The following is a 16607-nucleotide window of genomic DNA, read 5'->3' on the forward strand; positions in this document are numbered from 1 at the left end:
GAGTCGACGCGAGAGGTGCCTTCATGGAATTGAGTTTCCTCGGTGCTGCGGGCACGGTAACCGGATCGAAGACGCTACTTCGCGTCGCGGACAGGAATGTGCTGGTGGATTGCGGCCTGTTTCAGGGTGTCAAGAATCTACGCAACCGCAATTGGGCGCCCCCGCCGTTCAATGTCCGGGGTCTGGATGCGGTTGTGCTGACACACGCCCATATCGACCACAGTGGCTATCTTCCGGTGCTCGTTCGCCAAGGGTATGCCGGGCCGATCTATTGCACGTCCGCGACACGAGATTTATGCGAGATTCTGTTGCTCGATAGTGCGCATCTTGAAGAGGAGGAAGCCGACTTCCTGAACCGTCACGGCAAGTCGAAACACCACCCTGCACTGCCGCTTTTCACGACGGACGATGCCCGGCGAGCCATTGAGCGATTGACGCCGCGAGCGTTCGACACCCCGTTTGAGGTCTGCCCGGAAGTTCAAGTGACCTTTTGGCATGCGGGGCACATCCTTGGGGCCGCGATGGCTCAGGTGGATGCCAACGGGAGGAGGATTCTCTTCTCGGGCGATCTTGGTCGCACCGACGATCCGATCATGCCCGCACCGGCCAATCCCGAAACGCCGGATTTCCTCGTCCTTGAGTCCACATACGGGGATCGTCTGCATGACCGCACCGATCCCGGGGCTCAGTTGGCGGAGATACTGCATCGGACGTTTGCACGCGGAGGGAGTGTCATCGTCCCCGCGTTTGCCGTTGGACGGGTGCAAAGCCTGCTTTACTGGATTGCCCGGCTGAAATCGGCCGGAGAGATGCCCGATGTGCCCGTCTATCTGGACAGCCCAATGGCGATCAATGTGACGAAAACCTACTCTTCACATCTTGCCGACCAGCGCTTGAGTGCGTCGGAGTGCGCGCAAATGTGCGGCGCAGCCACGTTCGTCACCAGCGTCGATCAGTCCAAATGGCTGGACACGCGCGCGATGCCTTCCGTCATCATCGCGGGAAGCGGCATGGCCACGGGCGGACGTGTCCTGCACCATCTCAAGGTGATGAGCGGCAATTGGCGAAACACGGTGCTCTTCACCGGGTTTCAGGCGCCGGGTACGCGCGGCTCGACCATGGTGAACGGCGGCAGCGAAGTCAAAATATTTGGTGATTACGTTCACGTCAATGCGGAAGTCGTTCAACTCGACACGCTATCTGCTCACGCAGACTACGTCGAAACTTTGAACTGGCTTTCGAAGTTTCGCAAACCGGTGGGCGGCATCTTCCTGAATCATGGCGAGCCTGCCGCAGCCGACAGCTTGCGCAGGCGTATTGCCGATCGCTTTGGATGGCCCTGTCAGGTGGTAGAGCCGATGCAAAGCGTTTGCCTGGATGACAGCACCGTCGCTCCGACTGGCGATTCCTATTTCGATGGCGAACACCGTGAAGATTGAATTCCCGCACGTCGCGCCCGCGTATAACGCAGACGACATGACGATCGAATTTGCTGCGGACTGTGAGCGTAAGCGAATTGTGTGTGCGATCTCAGCGGAAGCACTGGAAGATCATTTCGACGCAAAGTCGTGCCATGTCGATGATCTGATGGTTGCCTTCAAAGCGCACAGAGCTTCCATCGAAAAGACCGCTGAACGCTATCTGCTGTTGTGTCACGGCGCCCCGGTTCTGCTGCGTAGTGGGCACTTTCGATGGAAGTCAGGTCGCAGGCCCGGTGAATAGAAGCCGGAGCGTCTGTGTGAGGATATCGCGCGCAATACCTTCGCCCCAACGAGTTTGGGTGCGTCGGAAATCCGCGTCCGACCGGGTTGTACATTCAGTCTCAGGGCGCATCACAAGTCGCCATGAGCGCCCGATTCCCCAAATCCATTTGTGCAGCGGATGCACATATGATGTGTGCGGCGACATCTGGTCGGTATGGGCGCACGTCCCTAGACTGGGCGCTCCTTTGAACCGACAACCCAGGAGCCTCATCATGACGCATTTGCTACTCAAGACTTTAAAACTCGTAACGTTCGGTCTCTCGCTGTCCGCCGCCGTGTCCGCCACTGCACACGCAGCAGACAAGGCCGCCGCTGCGCCCACCATCCGTGCCATGTCGGGCGCGACACCGATCGACCATCTGGACCCGAAGCGTACGGCCCTGATCGTGATTGATTTCCAGAACGAGTACTTCACCGGTCGTATGCCGATCCCGGATCGTGCACAGGCACTGGCCAATACGAAGAAGCTGATCGACATGGCCGACCGTGCCGGTATCGAGGTCTATCAGGTTCAGCACGTGGCCCCCGCCGGTTCCGCCGTCTTTGCGTTGGGCGGCAAGACCGTCGACTTCGCACCCGGTGCCGAACCGCGTGCTCGCGACACCGTTTTGCAAAAGACGACCGTGAGCGTATTCGCGAGCACCGACCTTGACAAACGCCTCAAGGCCAAGGGCATCGATACGGTGGTGATCGCAGGCCTGATGACGCACGCCTGCGTCGCCGGTGCCGCCCGTGACGCCGCACCGCTGGGCTATCGCGTCGTGGTGGCATCGGACGCGTCCGCGACCCGTGACATTCAGCGCCTCGACGGCACCCGCGTCAAGAGCGCCGCGCTTCATCAGGCGGCCCTCTCGGAGATCGAAGACACCTTCGGCGATGTGCTGACGACGGCCCAGATCCTGAAGTTGCCGCAGCGCTGAAATACGTCTCGCCTCAAGCGGACGGAGGCGACACCGGGCGTGGCGCTGGTCAACCGCAGCACACGCCTTTCGCCTTGACCAATGCCGGTGAGCGTTATCACCGGCATTGTGTCGATGTCCTCACGCATCAACGCGTGGACGTGGACTCTCGCTCGCTGAAGTGAATGCTAAACGGGCCGACATACGGGGTATGGACGACACGAATCGTGACATTCGGATTCCCGTCGACCATGTTCCGTGGCACGACTCTGGAATAGGTAAACTCGTGCTCGTTCAGCACTTCCAGGCGGCGCACCAGCGGCTTGCCCCCAGCGTCGAAGGCGTTGATCTGATGGCGTCGGTCGCCGGTGATGAGAAAGTAGCCCTCGCCGCCCTGAGTGCGCCTCGATAGCCCTGTCGCCGGATCAAAGTATTCAAATCGGTTGCTGCTCGCATCCCAGATCGAAATACCCACGACGCCCGGGTAACGTTCCATCACGTTCCGAGATCGATCTTCCCCTTCATACACCGCTGTCGTTTGCCAGACTGTCGAGGTCAACGCGGCAGGATCGATGTCTGCCGCACGTTCGGCGTGGGCAGCCGGTAACATAACGGTCGCAAACCATAGCAACAAGCCGTACGTCGATATGCGCTTCATGGATAGTTGTCTGTCTGCCGATTTCGGATCGACATCTATACACCACTTTTCTGCGCATCAAGAGCGTCGGCCCATAGCCCTTTTGTGACGGTGGCCGCGAGGCCATCATCGGGGCGCCCTCCTCTTGTGTGCACACAAAACAAATGAAGCTCAAATCTCAGGGAAAGAACCACGCGTCGTTCGACTTCGGTGAGCTGCAGATCATTGCGCTTCGCGACGGATATGCCGACTTGCCGCCGACTCGCTTGCGCACTGGTTCAGGTGCTCTTCTGAGTACGTCGCCCGTTGGCCTGAAGCTGGTCGACGGACATTTGCGCTTGTCGGTCAATGCGTTTCTGATTATCGACAAGGACGTCTCGGTCCTCGTGGATACCGGCGCATCGAATACTTGGCACGACACGACGGGCACACTTCTGGAAGGTCTGAAAGAGGCCGGTGTGGAACGAGACTCGGTGTCGTACGTGGCGTTGACTCATACCCATGAAGACCATGTCAATGGACTGATCGCGCCCGACGGCTCGGAAGCCTTTCCGAGGCTAAAGCAGGTGTTCGTCGCCAAGGAGGAGATATCCGTCTTCACCGGACGGCTTGCGCCGCTACGCAGCCGCGTGTGCGTGGTTGAAGATGGCGCGCGTATTACGGATCGCGTTTCGGCAATCCGTGCGGTCGGCCATTCCCCCGGTCACACCGCTTACGAAGCGACAAGCAGCGCGGGCCGATTGCTGGCTTGGGGCGATCTCGTTCATGTGCCGTCCGTGCAGTTTTTTCATCCGGACATCGCCTGGGAGTACGACGATGACCCGACCACGGCAGTGGCATCGCGTAAATCACTGCTTCAGCGTCAGACGCAACCGAATCTATATGTGGCCGGGGCACACCTGGACTTTCCCGGCATCGGACGCGTCACCGAACGCGATGGGGCATTTGCGTTTCACGCTGTCGCCGGGTGCGGCACCGTGCCCTCGCCGTAATTCATGATCACATCAGTTCCCGATACCACGCCGAAAGCGCGTCGCTACCCGCGACGCCGTTGCGCCACAGGCATGCCGTCAATGCGTCCTCAAATTCCTCGGTGTCCTCCTCGAACTTCTCGTGGATCGCATCGTTCGACAAGTCGTCTCGCAGAACTTCAATGGCGGCTTCGACTGCCTGCCGGGCGCGCTGCGGAAGTTGCGGTAGCAACTCCGTCAGCGCGTTGATTTCAGCCTGTACTTCGCCATCGCTCTTCTTGGCCATGGTGCTTTCCTATCTAAAAACGTACTCAATATAGCAATCACTTTTCCGAACATCGGGGGATGCGGTCCTGGCCCTTCAATGAACGTAGTTGTTTCCAGCTTGATCTCGGACAGGCTTTGGGCTTGCTGGCCGGTATGCACAGCGCCCTGTATGTGTCGACTTGCCTGTCAGTCAGGCAATTGTCGAAATCCTTAATCCCAAGGTATTTGGGTGGGAGAACGGCAAAGCTGCTCGTGACCATAGTCATCAAAGTCGTCGCAAGCACTAAGTGTAATGAAAGTCGCATGATTCACCCCTCAATCCCAAAATGACTTCGAAACGCCGCAGGTGGCAATCCGAATTTCCGTTGGAATGCCCGACGCATTTGCTCTTCCGACGTGAACCCACATCGGTCAGCGATGAGTGAAATGCCGCTGGTTGTCGTCTCGAGCATCAATCTGGCCCGCGCAAGCCGTACATCCTGTACGGCAGCGTATGGTGAACATCCCGTGGCAAGCTTAAAACGTCGCTGAAATGTTTGCGGCGTCTGGCCCATCTCGGCGGCTAGCTCCTCCACACTCCAGCGCTTATTCGGGCTGACGGAGACCTTTGTCATCAACGCGGAGAACTCCTGTGCACCGGCGCTTTCCTGCATCAACAGAGTTTCGCTGAATTGCGCCTGCCCTCCCGGGCGTCTCAGATAGACGACCAGCTTTCTGGCAATCGACGCAGCAACGCCGTAGCCGCAGTCCTGCTCCACCAGCGCCAGCGCGAGATCGATGCCCGCCGTGACCCCCGCCGATGTCCAGACGTTGCCGTCATTGACGAAGATCGGTGTCGTTTGAACGTCGATGTTTGGATAGGCGGCCTGAAGTGCATCGCAACGCCCCCAGTGGGTCGTCGCGCGACGTCCGTCCAGCACCCCGGTGGCCGCCAGCAGAAAGGCACCGGTGCACACAGAGCAGAGCCGCCGGACAGTGGGTTGCGCGAGGGAAATCGCGTCGGTGATGCCAATGTCGGTACAAGCCGCGTCGACGCCGGGGCCGCCCGGAATGATGACGGTATCTGCTTGCGAGAGCCTCTCCAGCCCTTCCTCCACCAGAATGTCCGGTCCTGCGCTGGCATGCACCCGGCCGGGTGTCGCCGTGATCGTCGTCAGTTCGTAAGGCGGATGGAGAACGTCCCGGTTCGCCAGCGCGAAGACCTGCATCGGACCGACCAGATCGAGTGGCTGGTAGCCGTCGTAGACAAGAAAAACGACGCGACGCGTCGGCGGTGACGGAAAAGGCGGGGTTTTTGAGTTTTTTTCCATTCCTCGCTACCTAGAATCGGATCGTTCACTTTCGACGAGAGACCGATGTTATGACGAATGCGCAACTCCGTGTGGGTGTGGTGATGTTTGCGGGCATGACCCAGCTCGATATGACCGGGCCTTTGGAGGTCCTGAGCGCCGTGCCCGGCTGGACGGTCGATCTCGTCGCCTCGACGATGTCGCCGGTACTCTGTGGCAGAGGGTTTGCGTTCACGCCGACTGTCGACTTCGAGAACGCTCCCCAGTACGACCTGCTTGTTGTGCCCGGCGGTCCCGGCGTAGACGACGCGATGCTTGACCCGTCCATCGTCGCGTTCGTGCGGACGCAGGCCGCCCACAGCAGTTACGTGTTCGGCATTTGTACCGGTTCCCTGCTCCTCGCGGCCGCCGGATGCCTGACCGGGCGTCGCGCCAGTTGTCATTGGCAAGCCGTCGAATTCCTGACGTACTTCGGTGTGATCCCGAGCCGGGATCGAATGACGATCGACGGTCGTTTCTTTACCTCCGGCGGTGTGACTGCGGGCATCGACATGGCCCTCAAAGTCGTCGGCGAACTGGCGGGCGTTGACGTCGCACAGGGCATTCAACTGCTCATCGAATACGACCCGGAGCCGCCGTTTCAGGCGGGCGTTCCCGAGACAGCCCCTGCTGCTGTCGTCGAGCGACTTAAGGCGGCCACCACGGCGCGTCGGGAGCGTCGATTGCAAGCCGTACTAAGCGCATCGAAAGCTGCCGGGTTCGCATAACGGCAATGCAGGATTTGATGGCTGATAACGACAAGCGCACCGAAGCGCATACGACACGGCAGACAGGAAGCGTCAAATGAAAGCAAATGACATGGTGTTAGACGATCAGACATTTCCGCACGGCGCGGAAGGGGTGTCCGAAAAGCCGGTCGACTGGCGAACGATTTTCCTGGCCAGTGTTGGCGGTGGACTGGAGTTCTACGACTTCATCGTGTACGGCATTTTTGCCCCTTATGTGGCGAAGTCCTTTTTCCCGACGGGCAACGGGGCGACGTCGATGATCGCGACGTTTGCTGCCTTTGCCGTGGGCTATCTAGCGCGCCCGCTTGGCGGGATCATTCTCGGTCACATTGGGGACAAGTTCGGACGTCGGATGGCCTTCCAGCTTTCGCTCGTGCTGATGACCGCGACCACGGCGGGCATGGCCCTCATGCCGTCTTATCAGTCGATTGGCGTGACGGCGAGCATCGCGTTCGTGGCGTTACGTTTTCTACAGGGCGCGTGTATTGGCGGAGAGTTGCCTGGCGCGATTGCCTATGTTGTCGAGTCGGCCCCCAGGAAAAGCGGATTGGCATGCGGGGTCATGTTTGCTTGTGTGAACTCGGGGAGCCTGCTGGCGGCCATCGTCAGTATCGGTTTGCACGCCTGGCTGACGGACGCGGAAATGCTGGCCTACGGATGGCGGACGGCATTTCTCGTGGGCGGCGCACTCGGGGCTGCCGGTGCGTTGATGCGTAGCGGACTCAAGGAGACGGCACTCTTCTTGTCGATCAGACAGCACAAGCGCACGAAGCTTCCGGCGGTCGAGGTCTTGCAGCGTCACTGGTTTCAGGTCATCGCCACGATTGGCATCGTCGGGCTCAATCAAGCCCTCATCGCACTGCTGAGCGTCGCGATGGTCCCATATCTGACGCAAGTCGCAATGTATTCGCCCGACGTGGCAAGCAAACTTGTCATGTTCTCCATTGCCACCTTGTCGATCTTCATCGTGATCGTGGGGTATCTCAGCGATTTCCTTGGTAAGCCGACGCTTTACCTGATCGGGGCCGTGATGATTTCGGCGGGCGGCTATCCGTTCTATGTCACGGTAGCGAACGGTGCCATCAGTCCATATCTGCTGTTTGGCGTGGCGGCACTGATCGTATCGCTGATTGCAGGAACGTTCGGTTCGCTGGCTGCCGACCTGTTTCCAACGAACCTGCGGTTCAGCGGACTTGCCATTGCCTACAACGCCGCTGCGGCGCTGCTCGGGGGATTTACGCCGCTGGTGACTTCATTGCTGACCGGCCTCACACAAGACCACGCCGCGCCGGGCATTTTCATCGCTGCGGTATCGGTCGTCGGTGTGGTTTCGGTCGTCGCGATTCTTGTGGCGAAACGGCGGAATGGTGGTGGCAAGGCGACCCTGACCTAAGCGCAATGCGGCTGAGCACGCACTTGTATTTGTCTCAGTTTCGGATGTTAAGGCGAATGCCGATACTTCATTCACCGACTGACGCGACACGTCGAAAGTCGACACACCCACCGAATCACGGATCAAGGAGAAGACATCATGAACCCGATCGTCATTGCCGCTGCCCTCTATGGTCTTGCAGGATCAATCGCCAACGACATCATTCGTTTGCTCCACTGACTCCTCCTCGCTCCTTCCTCACTCCGGATAAAGCGCAGCGCACACCGCCATGACCTGCGCGCGAAGCCAGCACTGCGCGGGGTCATGATCGAGGCGGGGGTGCCAGATTGCCGAGACGTTGAATTCCGGTGCTTCGATTGGCAGAACAAATGACTGCAAGCCTTGTTCCGCCGCATAGTCTGGCGAACGCGAATGGCCCAGACAGGAATGGGGAATGACTGTGAGCAGGTCCGACTGGCGCACCAGTTGCATCGCACTCGTGTAGGACGGCACGACGATAGGCAGCGCCCTCCTCCGCCCACCAAGTTCCAATGCCGCGTCGACCGGATTTTCAGCGTCGCCGGTGCGTGAAACCATCGCATGGCCATACGCCAGCCATCGCTCGATGGTGATCGGCTTCTTGCCCCGCAACGGATGCCCCTTGCGGCACACGCCGACATATCGGTCGCGGAAGAGCCGACGCGCGCGCACCTCCGGTGCCGACACTTTGACGACGCCAATTTCCAGATCGATCAAACCCTCCCGCAACGGCTGCGCGTTCCAGTCCGGCTTGGGCGCGAAGCGCAACTGCACGCCCGGCGCTGCACGATGAATCCGTTCCACCAACGCCGCGCCAAGCAAGTCGATGAACCCTTCCCCCGCTCGCAACGTAAAGCGCTGTTCGAGCGTGGCCGGATCAAATCGATATTCGGCCCGACTCAGTACTGCTTCGGCTTCGCGGGCCAGTGCCGGGATGCGTTGACTCAAACGCTCCGCGTACGGCGTCAGCACGAGCGTTCTCCCTGCCTGCAACAACAGGCGGTCGCCGGTCGTCGCGCGCAAGCGTGTGAGCGTCCGGCTCATGGCGGACACACTGATTTTCATGCGCTCAGCCGCTTTCGTAACGCTACGTTCGCTCAGCAGGGCATCCAGCGCAGTCAGAAGGTTGAGGTCGATACGTGACATTCGCTCAGGATAAGCCAAAATCCGCGACGGATGGCGTCAGACGCAAACGATGATTGCAGGTGAGGCGTCTTGTGCAACCGAAGGGAGCGCTGGAAAATTCACCAGGTCAACCCGTCAAGGAAGAACACCATGCATAAATCCATCGACTCCGTACCCACCATTTTGCTCGTTGGCGCGTCGCGCGGCCTCGGGCATGCGATGGCCGTCGAATTCGTCGAGCGCGGCTGGCGCGTTGTGGGGACGGTACGAGCGGGCAGCCACGGCACGCGCCTCCACGATCTGGCCGCCGCGCACCCCGAACAAGTCGACATCGAGACGCTCGATATCACGCGCCCGGAGCAGATCACGGCTCTGCGTGAGCGGCTTGATCAACGGAAATTCGACATTCTCTTCGTCAATGCGGGAACGACGAACCCCGATCCGACGCAGACCATCGGTGAGGTGTCGACCGAGGACTTCGTGGACCTCATGATCACCAATGCGTTAAGTCCGATGCGGGTCGTAGAACGACTGTGCGACCTTGTGCCCACGGATGGTCTCATCGGCATCATGTCGTCGGGGCAAGGCAGCATCGCGGATAACGAATCCGGCCAGCGCGAACTCTATCGCGGCACCAAGGCTGCGTTGAACCAGTTCATGCGCAGCTTTGCGGCACGTCAGGCAGCGGCCACGCAGCGCGCCATGTTGCTCGTCGCACCGGGCTGGGTGCGTACCGAGTTGGGCGGCCCCGAGGGGCGACTGTCGATTGACGAAAGTGTCCCCGGTGTCGTGGACGTGCTTCTCGCGAAACGTGGGCGACCGGGGCTGGAGTATCGGGATTACCGGGGGCAGACGGTTCGCTGGTGATAGCGACCTCCGCACCCGAGTCGCATGCGTCTAAATGATATGCCGGACGACGCGGCGATCGTCCGGCAATGGCGACGGCTTCTCAAGCCTTAATTCGCCGTCAAATACTTCCGAAAATCCCCGTCCAGCGACGCGAGCGACCGGTCGATCGTCTGACGATGGGTATCGATCCACTTGCCGTCGGCGCTAAGTTCGCTATCCGTGCGCGCCAGCATGCGCTTCATTTCGGCCGGTTGCGGGCCACCGGACGTTGCACGATGTTTGACGATGGCGACCGGATCGAGCGCCGCGCGGAATTGCGCCTCGCTCATCGGTAGGTCTCCCCCGCTCACCTTCATCTCACTGAGCGTCTGCTTGAAGATGCGCTGCGCCTCGACGTAGGGAAACTGGCTCGGACGCAGGTCGTTGGCCTTGGCGTAATCGACGATCTCCGACGCAAAGTGATGCCCCACGCGGAATGGCAGTCCGTAGTCGCGCATCAGCACGTCGGCGACTTCCTGCGACGCCGTCCAGTCGCTGTCGAGTTCGTCGAGCGCGCGCTGCGGATCGATCACCAGTGCGTTGAGCACACGATCCCAGCGCTTGAGCAGCGCCGTCGTTTTGTCGAGTACCGCCATGTTTTCGTCGATGTGCTTTGCATCGCTCATCCCGGGCGGGATGTTGTGCGCGGTGATCGCACGCCCGACGCCGAGCGTCACGACCATCGACGCCGCCGTTCGGGTGTCGTTGAGCAGCCCAGGGTTACGCTTTTGCGGCATGGCGCTGGAGACGTAGGTGTTGCCACCGCCTTCGCGCAGCAAGATCCACGGACGTGGCTGCGCGTACTGCACCATCACATCCTGCACAAACGCGGAGGTATGCAGCGCAATGCTCGTCGACAGTGCGCCAATCTCCACCGGCAAGTCCGTCGCCGCGATCTGGGCGGCATCGTACGCGTTGTCGACCTTGTCGGCGAAGCCGAGTGCGTGCGCCATCTTGTCGCGATCGAGCGGCCAACTGGTGCCATTGAGCACGGTGGTGCCCATCGGCGACAGATCCACCCGTGCATACAGCTCATGCAGACGTTGAGCGTCTCGCTGCAATCCGGCCACATGACCCAACAAATAGTGCCCGTAGCTGTTCGGCTGCGCTGCGACGCCATTCGTATAGTTGGGCACGACGGTCGATTCGTACTGTTGCGCGAGCCGGCGCAGCGTGGCGGTCGTCGTACGCAATTGGGCGGCGAGGACGAGCAACCGGTCGCGATACATTGCAGCGCGCACTGTCGCGAGCATGTCCTGGCTGGAGCGTCCGGCATGCAGCAGTGTCGCTTCGACGCCCGCCGCCTTGATCAGCAACGGTTCGAACGTGATCACCAGATCCGGACGCGCGCCGCCCGGCTGATCGCCCGCGCGCAGCACCGTATCGAGTCCCTGAGCGATGTGCGGCGCCAGCTTCGCATCCAGCAACCCCTGGCGAGTGTTGATGACGAGCGACGCCTTGTTGATTTCGCCCAGCCAGAAAAACGCGTCTCGCTGAGGCGCCGTCGCCGCCGTGGTATCGGTTGAGGTCTGCGCCATGCCCGGCGCGCAAAGCATCGTCATAAGGCACACTCCTAGTCCGGCAATTCTTGTCTTGCGCACTGCGTGTCTCCTGATCCTGACGGCGTCCGAAGGGGGATCGGCGCCGATGTTTTGTGCAGTCGACCACGATACTCCGGTCGACGTTTGCGCGCCACATTCGGCTGCGCCGATATAGTAGGATCTCAATATTGCGCTCACTCCCCTGCCCCATTTCATCGTGCCCACGAAAAGCGTCGAAATAGCGCCCAAGTCCGCCAATGCGAAAGCCAAGGCGGGCGCCTCCGGTCAACCCGTGAAAGCTGCCAACAAGGTCACTGGGAAGCCCGTCGGCAACGCACCGCCGCTCGGCACTCAGAGCGTCCATCGGGCCGTGACCGTTCTGCGAGAAATCGCCGCGCACGGCATGAAGGGCTTGCGCCTGTCCGACATTGCCGACGCGCTCTCGCTCGAACGTCCGACCGCCCACCGTATCGTCAAAGGACTTGTCGCGCAGGGCATGCTGATGCAGAACCGGGAGACGCGGCACTATCATCTCGGCCACGTCGTCTACGAACTGGGACTCGCTGCGTCGCCGCATTTCAGCTTGCGCGAGCTTTGTCAGCCCACACTGCAAACACTGGCCGACAAGTCGGGCGATTCCGTCTTCCTGATGGTGCGTAGCGGCCTCGACGCCGTCTGCATCGATCTGCTCGAAGGCAGCTACCCGATTCAGACGCGCACGCTGGAAATTGGCGGTCGACGCCCGCTGGGTGTCGGTGCGGGCAGTCTGGCCCTGCTCATCTCGCTGCCGCCCGACGAACGCGAGCGTGTCATGTCGACCAATGCAGGACGTCTCAATACGTTTGGCAATTTCACTCAGTCACGACTGGAAAAGGCGATTGCAGCATCGACGGACGCCGGCTATGCAATCAACGAGGAAGATGTGCTGCCGGGCGTGTCGGCCATCGGGTTGTCGATCCGTCCGCGTCAGGGTGCACCGTATGCGGCGATCAGCATTGCGGCTATCGAATCGCGGCTTTCCGGCGCGCGACGCATCGAGATGGCCAGACTCCTGCAAAAAGAAGTGCGCGCGCTGGAAAAGAAGCTGGACGCGGAATCGCTCCTCTGGGAATAACGCGGCGAGGCAAATAGCTCGCCGCCCCTCCATTAGCCTAGCGCGATATCCGGGTGTGGCGTGGGCACCCCATACGCCCCGCCTGCATACAGCAGCGGCACCCGGTCACAGTGATGCAGATCCATCACCTCGCCGACAAAGATGAAATGGTCGCCGCCCTCGTACTTGAAGGCGAGATCGCATTCGAACCACGCCACACACCCGTCGAAGAGCGGCATGCCGCCACGGCCGCTGCGCCACTCCACGCCTTCGAAGCGATCCGGCACCGGAGACGCGAACCGCGCTGCGAGCGGCATTTGATCTGCACACAATACATTGATCGCAAAGCGTCCCGAAGTCTCGAATACCTCCAGACTGCGCGAGCGCTTGTTGATGCTCCAGAGTACGAGCGGCGGCGAGAGCGACACGGAATTGAATGAGTTTGCCGTCAGCCCCACCGGCGTGCCGTCGGGCATGGTGGTCGTGACGATGGTCACGCCGGTGGCGAAGCGCCCCAACGCGTGACGAAAGTGGCTGGCATCGAACGTGGTAGTCACGGAAGCCTCCTCGAAAGACGTCAAAACGATCTCTGTTTGTCGTGCCCGGCGTCGCCGACGCACGACAGCGCTTGCAACCTCTTCAGTGCGCCAACGTCGCGGCCACCACGGCAGCACCACTGGCGACCGTCTTTTCGCCGACGCGTGCCACGATCTCGCACAGCAGACGCTGACGTCCGTCGCCGCCGGGGGCGCTGTCTGCCACGGTGCCCGTCACGACGACCACGTCACCCGGTCTCACCGGCGCATTGAAGCGCGCCTCGATGTCGACGATGGCCGCCGCCGGACCCGCCCAGTCCGATACCGCGCGCCCCATGAATCCCATCGTGAGCATGCCGTGGGCGATCACGCCGCCCAGACCAGCCTCTTGCGCATAGTGCTGGTCGTAGTGGATACGGTTGTAGTCATCCGACGCACCCGCATATCTCACGAGCTGCGTGGTCGTCACCGCCGGAATCGAAAGCGCGAAGGTGTCGCCTACGCGCGCCTGCAACAGCGGCTTCTCGTTCATGCCAGACTCCCCGACGCGACTTGCTGCGCCGATCGATAGACGGTTGTGCGGCGCACCGTGAACACGCATTCCCGAGCCACGCCGTCGTCGCCTATCCGGTAGCCGGACATCACCTGGCGCATCAGCGACATTGCACCGCGCGCGCCTGTCTTTTCGTCGACGCCGACGAGCTGGAGGCGGCATTCGAAACGCATGCCCGCCACGATGGGCTGAGCGTAGTGAAACCCCATCTCTCCGGCGACGATGCGACGCCGGTCCAGCGTCGCCATCCAGGGGGGATCCTTCGGCGCGCGAAAGCAGGTCGGAAACGTGGGCGGTGCCACGATGCCGTCGTAGCCGTGTCGACGCGCGAATCCTTCGTCGCGATACAGCGGGTTGTCGTCTCCGATCGCGTCTGCGAACTTGCGAATCGCCCCGCGTTCGACTTCCACCAGAAACGGCGGTGCGCTCGTGCCAATCAGAGAATGGTCGATCTCTGTCATCGTCACACTCCTCATTCGTCGCTTGCGGGCCGCCTCACTCGACACGTTCGACAATGGTCGCCGTACCGAGTCCGCCGCCGCAGCACATCGACTGCAATCCGTACAGGCCACCGCGCAACTCCAGCTCGTCGACCAAACCGGCCATCAGGCGTGCCCCCGTCGACCCGAGCGGATGCCCCACTGCGATGGCGCCGCCATTCACATTCACTCTCGAGAGATCGGGCTTGATCTCGGCAAGCCATGCGCCCAACACCGATGCGAAGGCCTCGTTGATCTCGAACAGATCGATGTCCTCGAGCGCCAGCCCGGTACGTGCGAGAATCTGCTGTGTCGCCGGAATCGGGCCGGTGAGCATCATCGCCGGATCGACGCCGACAACGAGCTGCGCACGCAATACGGCACGCGGACGCAAGCCGTACTCACGCGCCTTCGCGGCCGTCATCAGCAGCATGGCTGCTGCGCCGTCGGACACCTGGCTGGCGTTGCCTGCGGTTACCCTGCCGTCTTCACGGAATGACGGTTTCAGCGAGGCCAGCTTTTCCAACGAGGTATCGCGTCGTACCCCTTCGTCCCGCGTGAGGGGCTGGCCATCGGCCCCGGCTATGGGCAGAAGCTGGCGCGAAAACCTGCCGGCGTCGTGCGCCGCTGCGCTCAGTGCATGACTGCGCAGCGCCAGTTCGTCCAGATAGGAACGTCCCAGCTTCCAGTGCGCGGCGATGCGCTCGGCTGCTATGCCCATAGAGGGCATCGAAAACCGCTCCACCAGCGACTCGGGATAACGGCGTCCGTAACGTGTGTCGTCGTTCCCGCCTTGCGTTGTGGACATGAGCTCTACGCCACCCGCGATGACCACGTCGCACGTGCCACTACGAATCAGGTTGTCGGCGAAGTGAATGGCCTGCTGCGACGATCCGCAAGCACGCTGCACGGTCGTTCCCGGCACCGTCACCGGGAAGTCGGCCATCAGCAACGCGGTGCGGGCAATGTTGCCAGCCTGTTCGCCCACCTGCGTCGCACATCCGGCGACCACGTCGTCGACATCGCCTGCTGGCACGCCGTTGCGCACCAGCACTGCACTCAGGACCTGAGCAAGCAGCGCCGCAGCATGCCATTCTCTGAGCGCGCCATTGCGACGCCCGACAGGCGTGCGCACGACGTCGACGATGACCGGCTCCCGGTCGGCAAGCGCACTGGCTTTCATTCGCCTGACTCCCCGGACGTCGGTGCCCACTGGCTGTTCTTGCGACCAAGCAGGTGCCCGGCGATCATGTTTTTGTGAATCTGCAGGGTGCCGCCGTAAATCGATCCGCCGCGCACTTCGCGATACAACCCTTCGACGGGATACTCCGCCATGTAGCCGTAGCCGCCGAGAAGCTGAATAGCGTCGTCGCAGATTTCCTTCGCGGCCTGTGCGACGTAGACTTTTGCCACCGACGTCTCCAGCGGCGACGGCAGTCCGCTTGCGGTGTTCGATGCCGCACGGTAGGTCAGCATCTGGGCTGCTTCGAGCTTGACCTTCATGTCGGCCAGCATCCATTGCAAACCCTGGAAGTCGGCCAGTTCGCGGCCGAACTGCTTACGCTCCTGCACATACTGCAGCGCGAACTCGAACGCCGCCTGCGCGGAGCCGAGCATGCGCGAGATGCTGCCCAGCCGCTCCACGTTGTACACGCTGATCAGCTTCGCAAATGCACGACTCTCCGCTAGGATGTTCACCTTCGGCACGCGGCAGTCGTCGAAGTACAGCTCATACTGCCGTTCGCCAGCCATGTTCAACGTCCCGCCGCTGCACGAGAATCCGGGTGCATCGTGCGGCACCATGATGGCGCCGATGTCGCTCGCACGGCCGGTATTGCCGAAGCGGCAATAGAGCATCGTGTAGTGATGCCCTTTTGCCGCGCTGATGAAGATCTTCTGGCCATTGATGATGACGTCGTCGCCCTCGATGCGCGCGCGCGTCTTCATTGCCGTGGCGGCCGATCCCGCATCCGGCTCGGTGATGCCGATCGACACGCCGATCTCGCCGCGTGCGACACCGCCCACGAAACGCGTCTTCTGCGCCTGCGTGCCCAGCTCCAGCACGGCGCCGATGGCGCCGGTGGAGGTGCGGTGCGCCAGACCGCCCAGCGTGGAGTCGACACGCTGAATGGTCTGGATCAGCAGCAGGGTCTCCAGCAGCGGCAGGCCCATGCCGCCATACTCCTGCGGCATGTTCAACGCCAGCAGTCCGGCTTCGGCCATCTGTCGGCGTAGCCGTTGCAACGGCGCGAAGTCGCCCTTGGTCTCGGCCTCGTGCGCCTCCTTGGCGAACGGGAGCAACTGACGACACAACTTCTCGGTGGCATCAATCAGTTCGCGCTGCGATTCGGTGAGCTGAAAATCCAT

At 61.4% G+C, this 16607-nt stretch carries 18 protein-coding genes; 8 read left to right on the forward strand and 10 right to left on the reverse strand.

Annotation, left to right across the window (positions count from 1 at the left end; all coding sequences use genetic code 11):
* Positions 1-23: 23 nt before the first annotated feature.
* The 3 genes from PCO31010_RS01200 (at position 24) to PCO31010_RS01210 (ending at position 2683) form a co-directional block, all read left to right on the forward strand.
* Positions 24-1439: an MBL fold metallo-hydrolase RNA specificity domain-containing protein gene (locus PCO31010_RS01200; protein WP_150662629.1), complete on the forward strand. Its 1416-nt coding sequence runs from the start codon at positions 24-26 to the stop codon at positions 1437-1439.
* Positions 1429-1722: a DUF1488 family protein gene (locus tag PCO31010_RS01205; protein ID WP_150662630.1), complete on the forward strand. Its 294-nt coding sequence runs from the start codon at positions 1429-1431 to the stop codon at positions 1720-1722. Before PCO31010_RS01200 ends, PCO31010_RS01205 begins: the two co-directional genes overlap by 11 nt.
* 253 nt (positions 1723-1975) lie before the next feature.
* On the forward strand, positions 1976-2683 hold the full coding sequence (locus PCO31010_RS01210) for a cysteine hydrolase family protein (RefSeq protein ID WP_150662631.1): 708 nt from the start codon (positions 1976-1978) through the stop codon (positions 2681-2683).
* A gap of 127 nt (positions 2684-2810) precedes the next feature.
* On the opposite strand, the gene PCO31010_RS01215 is transcribed toward PCO31010_RS01210, so the two are convergent.
* Positions 2811-3320, reverse strand: a complete 510-nt coding sequence (locus tag PCO31010_RS01215) for a DUF4822 domain-containing protein (RefSeq protein WP_150662632.1) — start codon at positions 3318-3320, stop codon at positions 2811-2813.
* A gap of 143 nt (positions 3321-3463) precedes the next feature.
* On the opposite strand from PCO31010_RS01215, the gene PCO31010_RS01220 reads away from it, so the two are divergent.
* Positions 3464-4291, forward strand: coding sequence for an MBL fold metallo-hydrolase (locus tag PCO31010_RS01220; protein ID WP_150662633.1), 828 nt, complete (start codon positions 3464-3466; stop codon positions 4289-4291).
* 7 nt (positions 4292-4298) lie between these two features.
* Here PCO31010_RS01220 and PCO31010_RS01225 read toward each other — a convergent pair whose 3' ends face one another.
* Both PCO31010_RS01225 and PCO31010_RS01230 read right to left on the reverse strand, forming a co-directional pair.
* On the reverse strand, positions 4299-4556 hold the full coding sequence (locus PCO31010_RS01225) for a hypothetical protein (protein ID WP_150662634.1): 258 nt from the start codon (positions 4554-4556) through the stop codon (positions 4299-4301).
* Between the two features lie 289 nt (positions 4557-4845).
* Positions 4846-5847 (reverse strand): GlxA family transcriptional regulator, encoded by a 1002-nt coding sequence (locus PCO31010_RS01230; RefSeq protein ID WP_150662635.1) that lies wholly within the window; start codon positions 5845-5847, stop codon positions 4846-4848.
* A 50-nt stretch (positions 5848-5897) separates the two neighbouring features.
* Here PCO31010_RS01230 and PCO31010_RS01235 point away from each other — a divergent pair, with 50 nt between their 5' ends.
* The gene (locus PCO31010_RS01235; RefSeq protein ID WP_150662636.1) at positions 5898-6593 is read left to right on the forward strand and encodes a DJ-1/PfpI family protein; all 696 of its coding nucleotides are present in this window, start codon (positions 5898-5900) and stop codon (positions 6591-6593) included.
* Between the two features lie 76 nt (positions 6594-6669).
* On the forward strand, positions 6670-8007 hold the full coding sequence (locus tag PCO31010_RS01240) for an MFS transporter (protein WP_150662637.1): 1338 nt from the start codon (positions 6670-6672) through the stop codon (positions 8005-8007).
* Positions 8008-8244: 237 nt separating this feature from the next.
* On the opposite strand, the gene PCO31010_RS01245 is transcribed toward PCO31010_RS01240, so the two are convergent.
* Positions 8245-9171, reverse strand: a complete 927-nt coding sequence (locus tag PCO31010_RS01245) for a LysR family transcriptional regulator (RefSeq protein WP_150662638.1) — start codon at positions 9169-9171, stop codon at positions 8245-8247.
* A 129-nt stretch (positions 9172-9300) separates the two neighbouring features.
* Between PCO31010_RS01245 and PCO31010_RS01250 the strand changes: the two genes are divergently transcribed.
* Positions 9301-10017, forward strand: coding sequence for an SDR family oxidoreductase (locus tag PCO31010_RS01250; protein ID WP_150662639.1), 717 nt, complete (start codon positions 9301-9303; stop codon positions 10015-10017).
* An 89-nt stretch (positions 10018-10106) separates the two neighbouring features.
* On the opposite strand, the gene PCO31010_RS01255 is transcribed toward PCO31010_RS01250, so the two are convergent.
* A complete protein-coding gene (locus PCO31010_RS01255) occupies positions 10107-11600 on the reverse strand; it encodes a lyase family protein (protein WP_150662640.1) in 1494 nt (497 codons plus the stop codon).
* A 271-nt stretch (positions 11601-11871) separates the two neighbouring features.
* Between PCO31010_RS01255 and PCO31010_RS01260 the strand changes: the two genes are divergently transcribed.
* A complete protein-coding gene (locus PCO31010_RS01260; protein WP_246184381.1) occupies positions 11872-12693 on the forward strand; it encodes an IclR family transcriptional regulator in 822 nt (273 codons plus the stop codon).
* Between the two features lie 32 nt (positions 12694-12725).
* Here PCO31010_RS01260 and PCO31010_RS01265 read toward each other — a convergent pair whose 3' ends face one another.
* From PCO31010_RS01265 to PCO31010_RS01285, 5 genes are all read right to left on the reverse strand, one after another.
* Positions 12726-13229, reverse strand: coding sequence for a flavin reductase family protein (locus PCO31010_RS01265; protein WP_046293714.1), 504 nt, complete (start codon positions 13227-13229; stop codon positions 12726-12728).
* An 82-nt stretch (positions 13230-13311) separates the two neighbouring features.
* Positions 13312-13740 (reverse strand): MaoC/PaaZ C-terminal domain-containing protein, encoded by a 429-nt coding sequence (locus tag PCO31010_RS01270; RefSeq protein ID WP_150662642.1) that lies wholly within the window; start codon positions 13738-13740, stop codon positions 13312-13314.
* Positions 13737-14222, reverse strand: coding sequence for an FAS1-like dehydratase domain-containing protein (locus PCO31010_RS01275; protein ID WP_150662643.1), 486 nt, complete (start codon positions 14220-14222; stop codon positions 13737-13739). The genes PCO31010_RS01270 and PCO31010_RS01275 overlap by 4 nt, the downstream gene beginning before the upstream one ends.
* 34 nt (positions 14223-14256) lie before the next feature.
* Complete coding sequence (locus PCO31010_RS01280; RefSeq protein ID WP_150662644.1) at positions 14257-15423, reverse strand: thiolase family protein; 1167 nt, start codon at positions 15421-15423, stop codon at positions 14257-14259.
* The gene (locus PCO31010_RS01285) at positions 15420-16607 is read right to left on the reverse strand and encodes an acyl-CoA dehydrogenase family protein (RefSeq protein ID WP_150662645.1); all 1188 of its coding nucleotides are present in this window, start codon (positions 16605-16607) and stop codon (positions 15420-15422) included. Before PCO31010_RS01285 ends, PCO31010_RS01280 begins: the two co-directional genes overlap by 4 nt.

Origin of the sequence: Pandoraea commovens (assembly GCF_902459615.1) — a bacterium.
In the GTDB taxonomy this organism is placed as follows: domain Bacteria; phylum Pseudomonadota; class Gammaproteobacteria; order Burkholderiales; family Burkholderiaceae; genus Pandoraea; species Pandoraea commovens.

What these genes read in the sequence shown, in the direction of transcription:
- PCO31010_RS01200 (WP_150662629.1), top strand. Translation starts at nt 24, where the DNA reads ATGGAATTGAGTTTCCTCGGTGCTGCGGGCACGGTAACCGGATCGAAG.
- PCO31010_RS01210 (WP_150662631.1), top strand. Translation starts at nt 1,976, where the DNA reads ATGACGCATTTGCTACTCAAGACTTTAAAACTCGTAACGTTCGGTCTC.
- PCO31010_RS01215 (WP_150662632.1), bottom strand. Translation starts at nt 3,320, where the DNA reads ATGAAGCGCATATCGACGTACGGCTTGTTGCTATGGTTTGCGACCGTT.
- PCO31010_RS01220 (WP_150662633.1), top strand. Translation starts at nt 3,464, where the DNA reads ATGAAGCTCAAATCTCAGGGAAAGAACCACGCGTCGTTCGACTTCGGT.
- PCO31010_RS01225 (WP_150662634.1), bottom strand. Translation starts at nt 4,556, where the DNA reads ATGGCCAAGAAGAGCGATGGCGAAGTACAGGCTGAAATCAACGCGCTG.
- PCO31010_RS01230 (WP_150662635.1), bottom strand. Translation starts at nt 5,847, where the DNA reads ATGGAAAAAAACTCAAAAACCCCGCCTTTTCCGTCACCGCCGACGCGT.
- PCO31010_RS01235 (WP_150662636.1), top strand. Translation starts at nt 5,898, where the DNA reads ATGACGAATGCGCAACTCCGTGTGGGTGTGGTGATGTTTGCGGGCATG.
- PCO31010_RS01240 (WP_150662637.1), top strand. Translation starts at nt 6,670, where the DNA reads ATGAAAGCAAATGACATGGTGTTAGACGATCAGACATTTCCGCACGGC.
- PCO31010_RS01245 (WP_150662638.1), bottom strand. Translation starts at nt 9,171, where the DNA reads ATGTCACGTATCGACCTCAACCTTCTGACTGCGCTGGATGCCCTGCTG.
- PCO31010_RS01250 (WP_150662639.1), top strand. Translation starts at nt 9,301, where the DNA reads ATGCATAAATCCATCGACTCCGTACCCACCATTTTGCTCGTTGGCGCG.
- PCO31010_RS01255 (WP_150662640.1), bottom strand. Translation starts at nt 11,600, where the DNA reads ATGACGATGCTTTGCGCGCCGGGCATGGCGCAGACCTCAACCGATACC.
- PCO31010_RS01270 (WP_150662642.1), bottom strand. Translation starts at nt 13,740, where the DNA reads ATGAACGAGAAGCCGCTGTTGCAGGCGCGCGTAGGCGACACCTTCGCG.
- PCO31010_RS01275 (WP_150662643.1), bottom strand. Translation starts at nt 14,222, where the DNA reads ATGACAGAGATCGACCATTCTCTGATTGGCACGAGCGCACCGCCGTTT.
- PCO31010_RS01280 (WP_150662644.1), bottom strand. Translation starts at nt 15,423, where the DNA reads ATGAAAGCCAGTGCGCTTGCCGACCGGGAGCCGGTCATCGTCGACGTC.
- PCO31010_RS01285 (WP_150662645.1), bottom strand. Translation starts at nt 16,607, where the DNA reads ATGGATTTTCAGCTCACCGAATCGCAGCGCGAACTGATTGATGCCACC.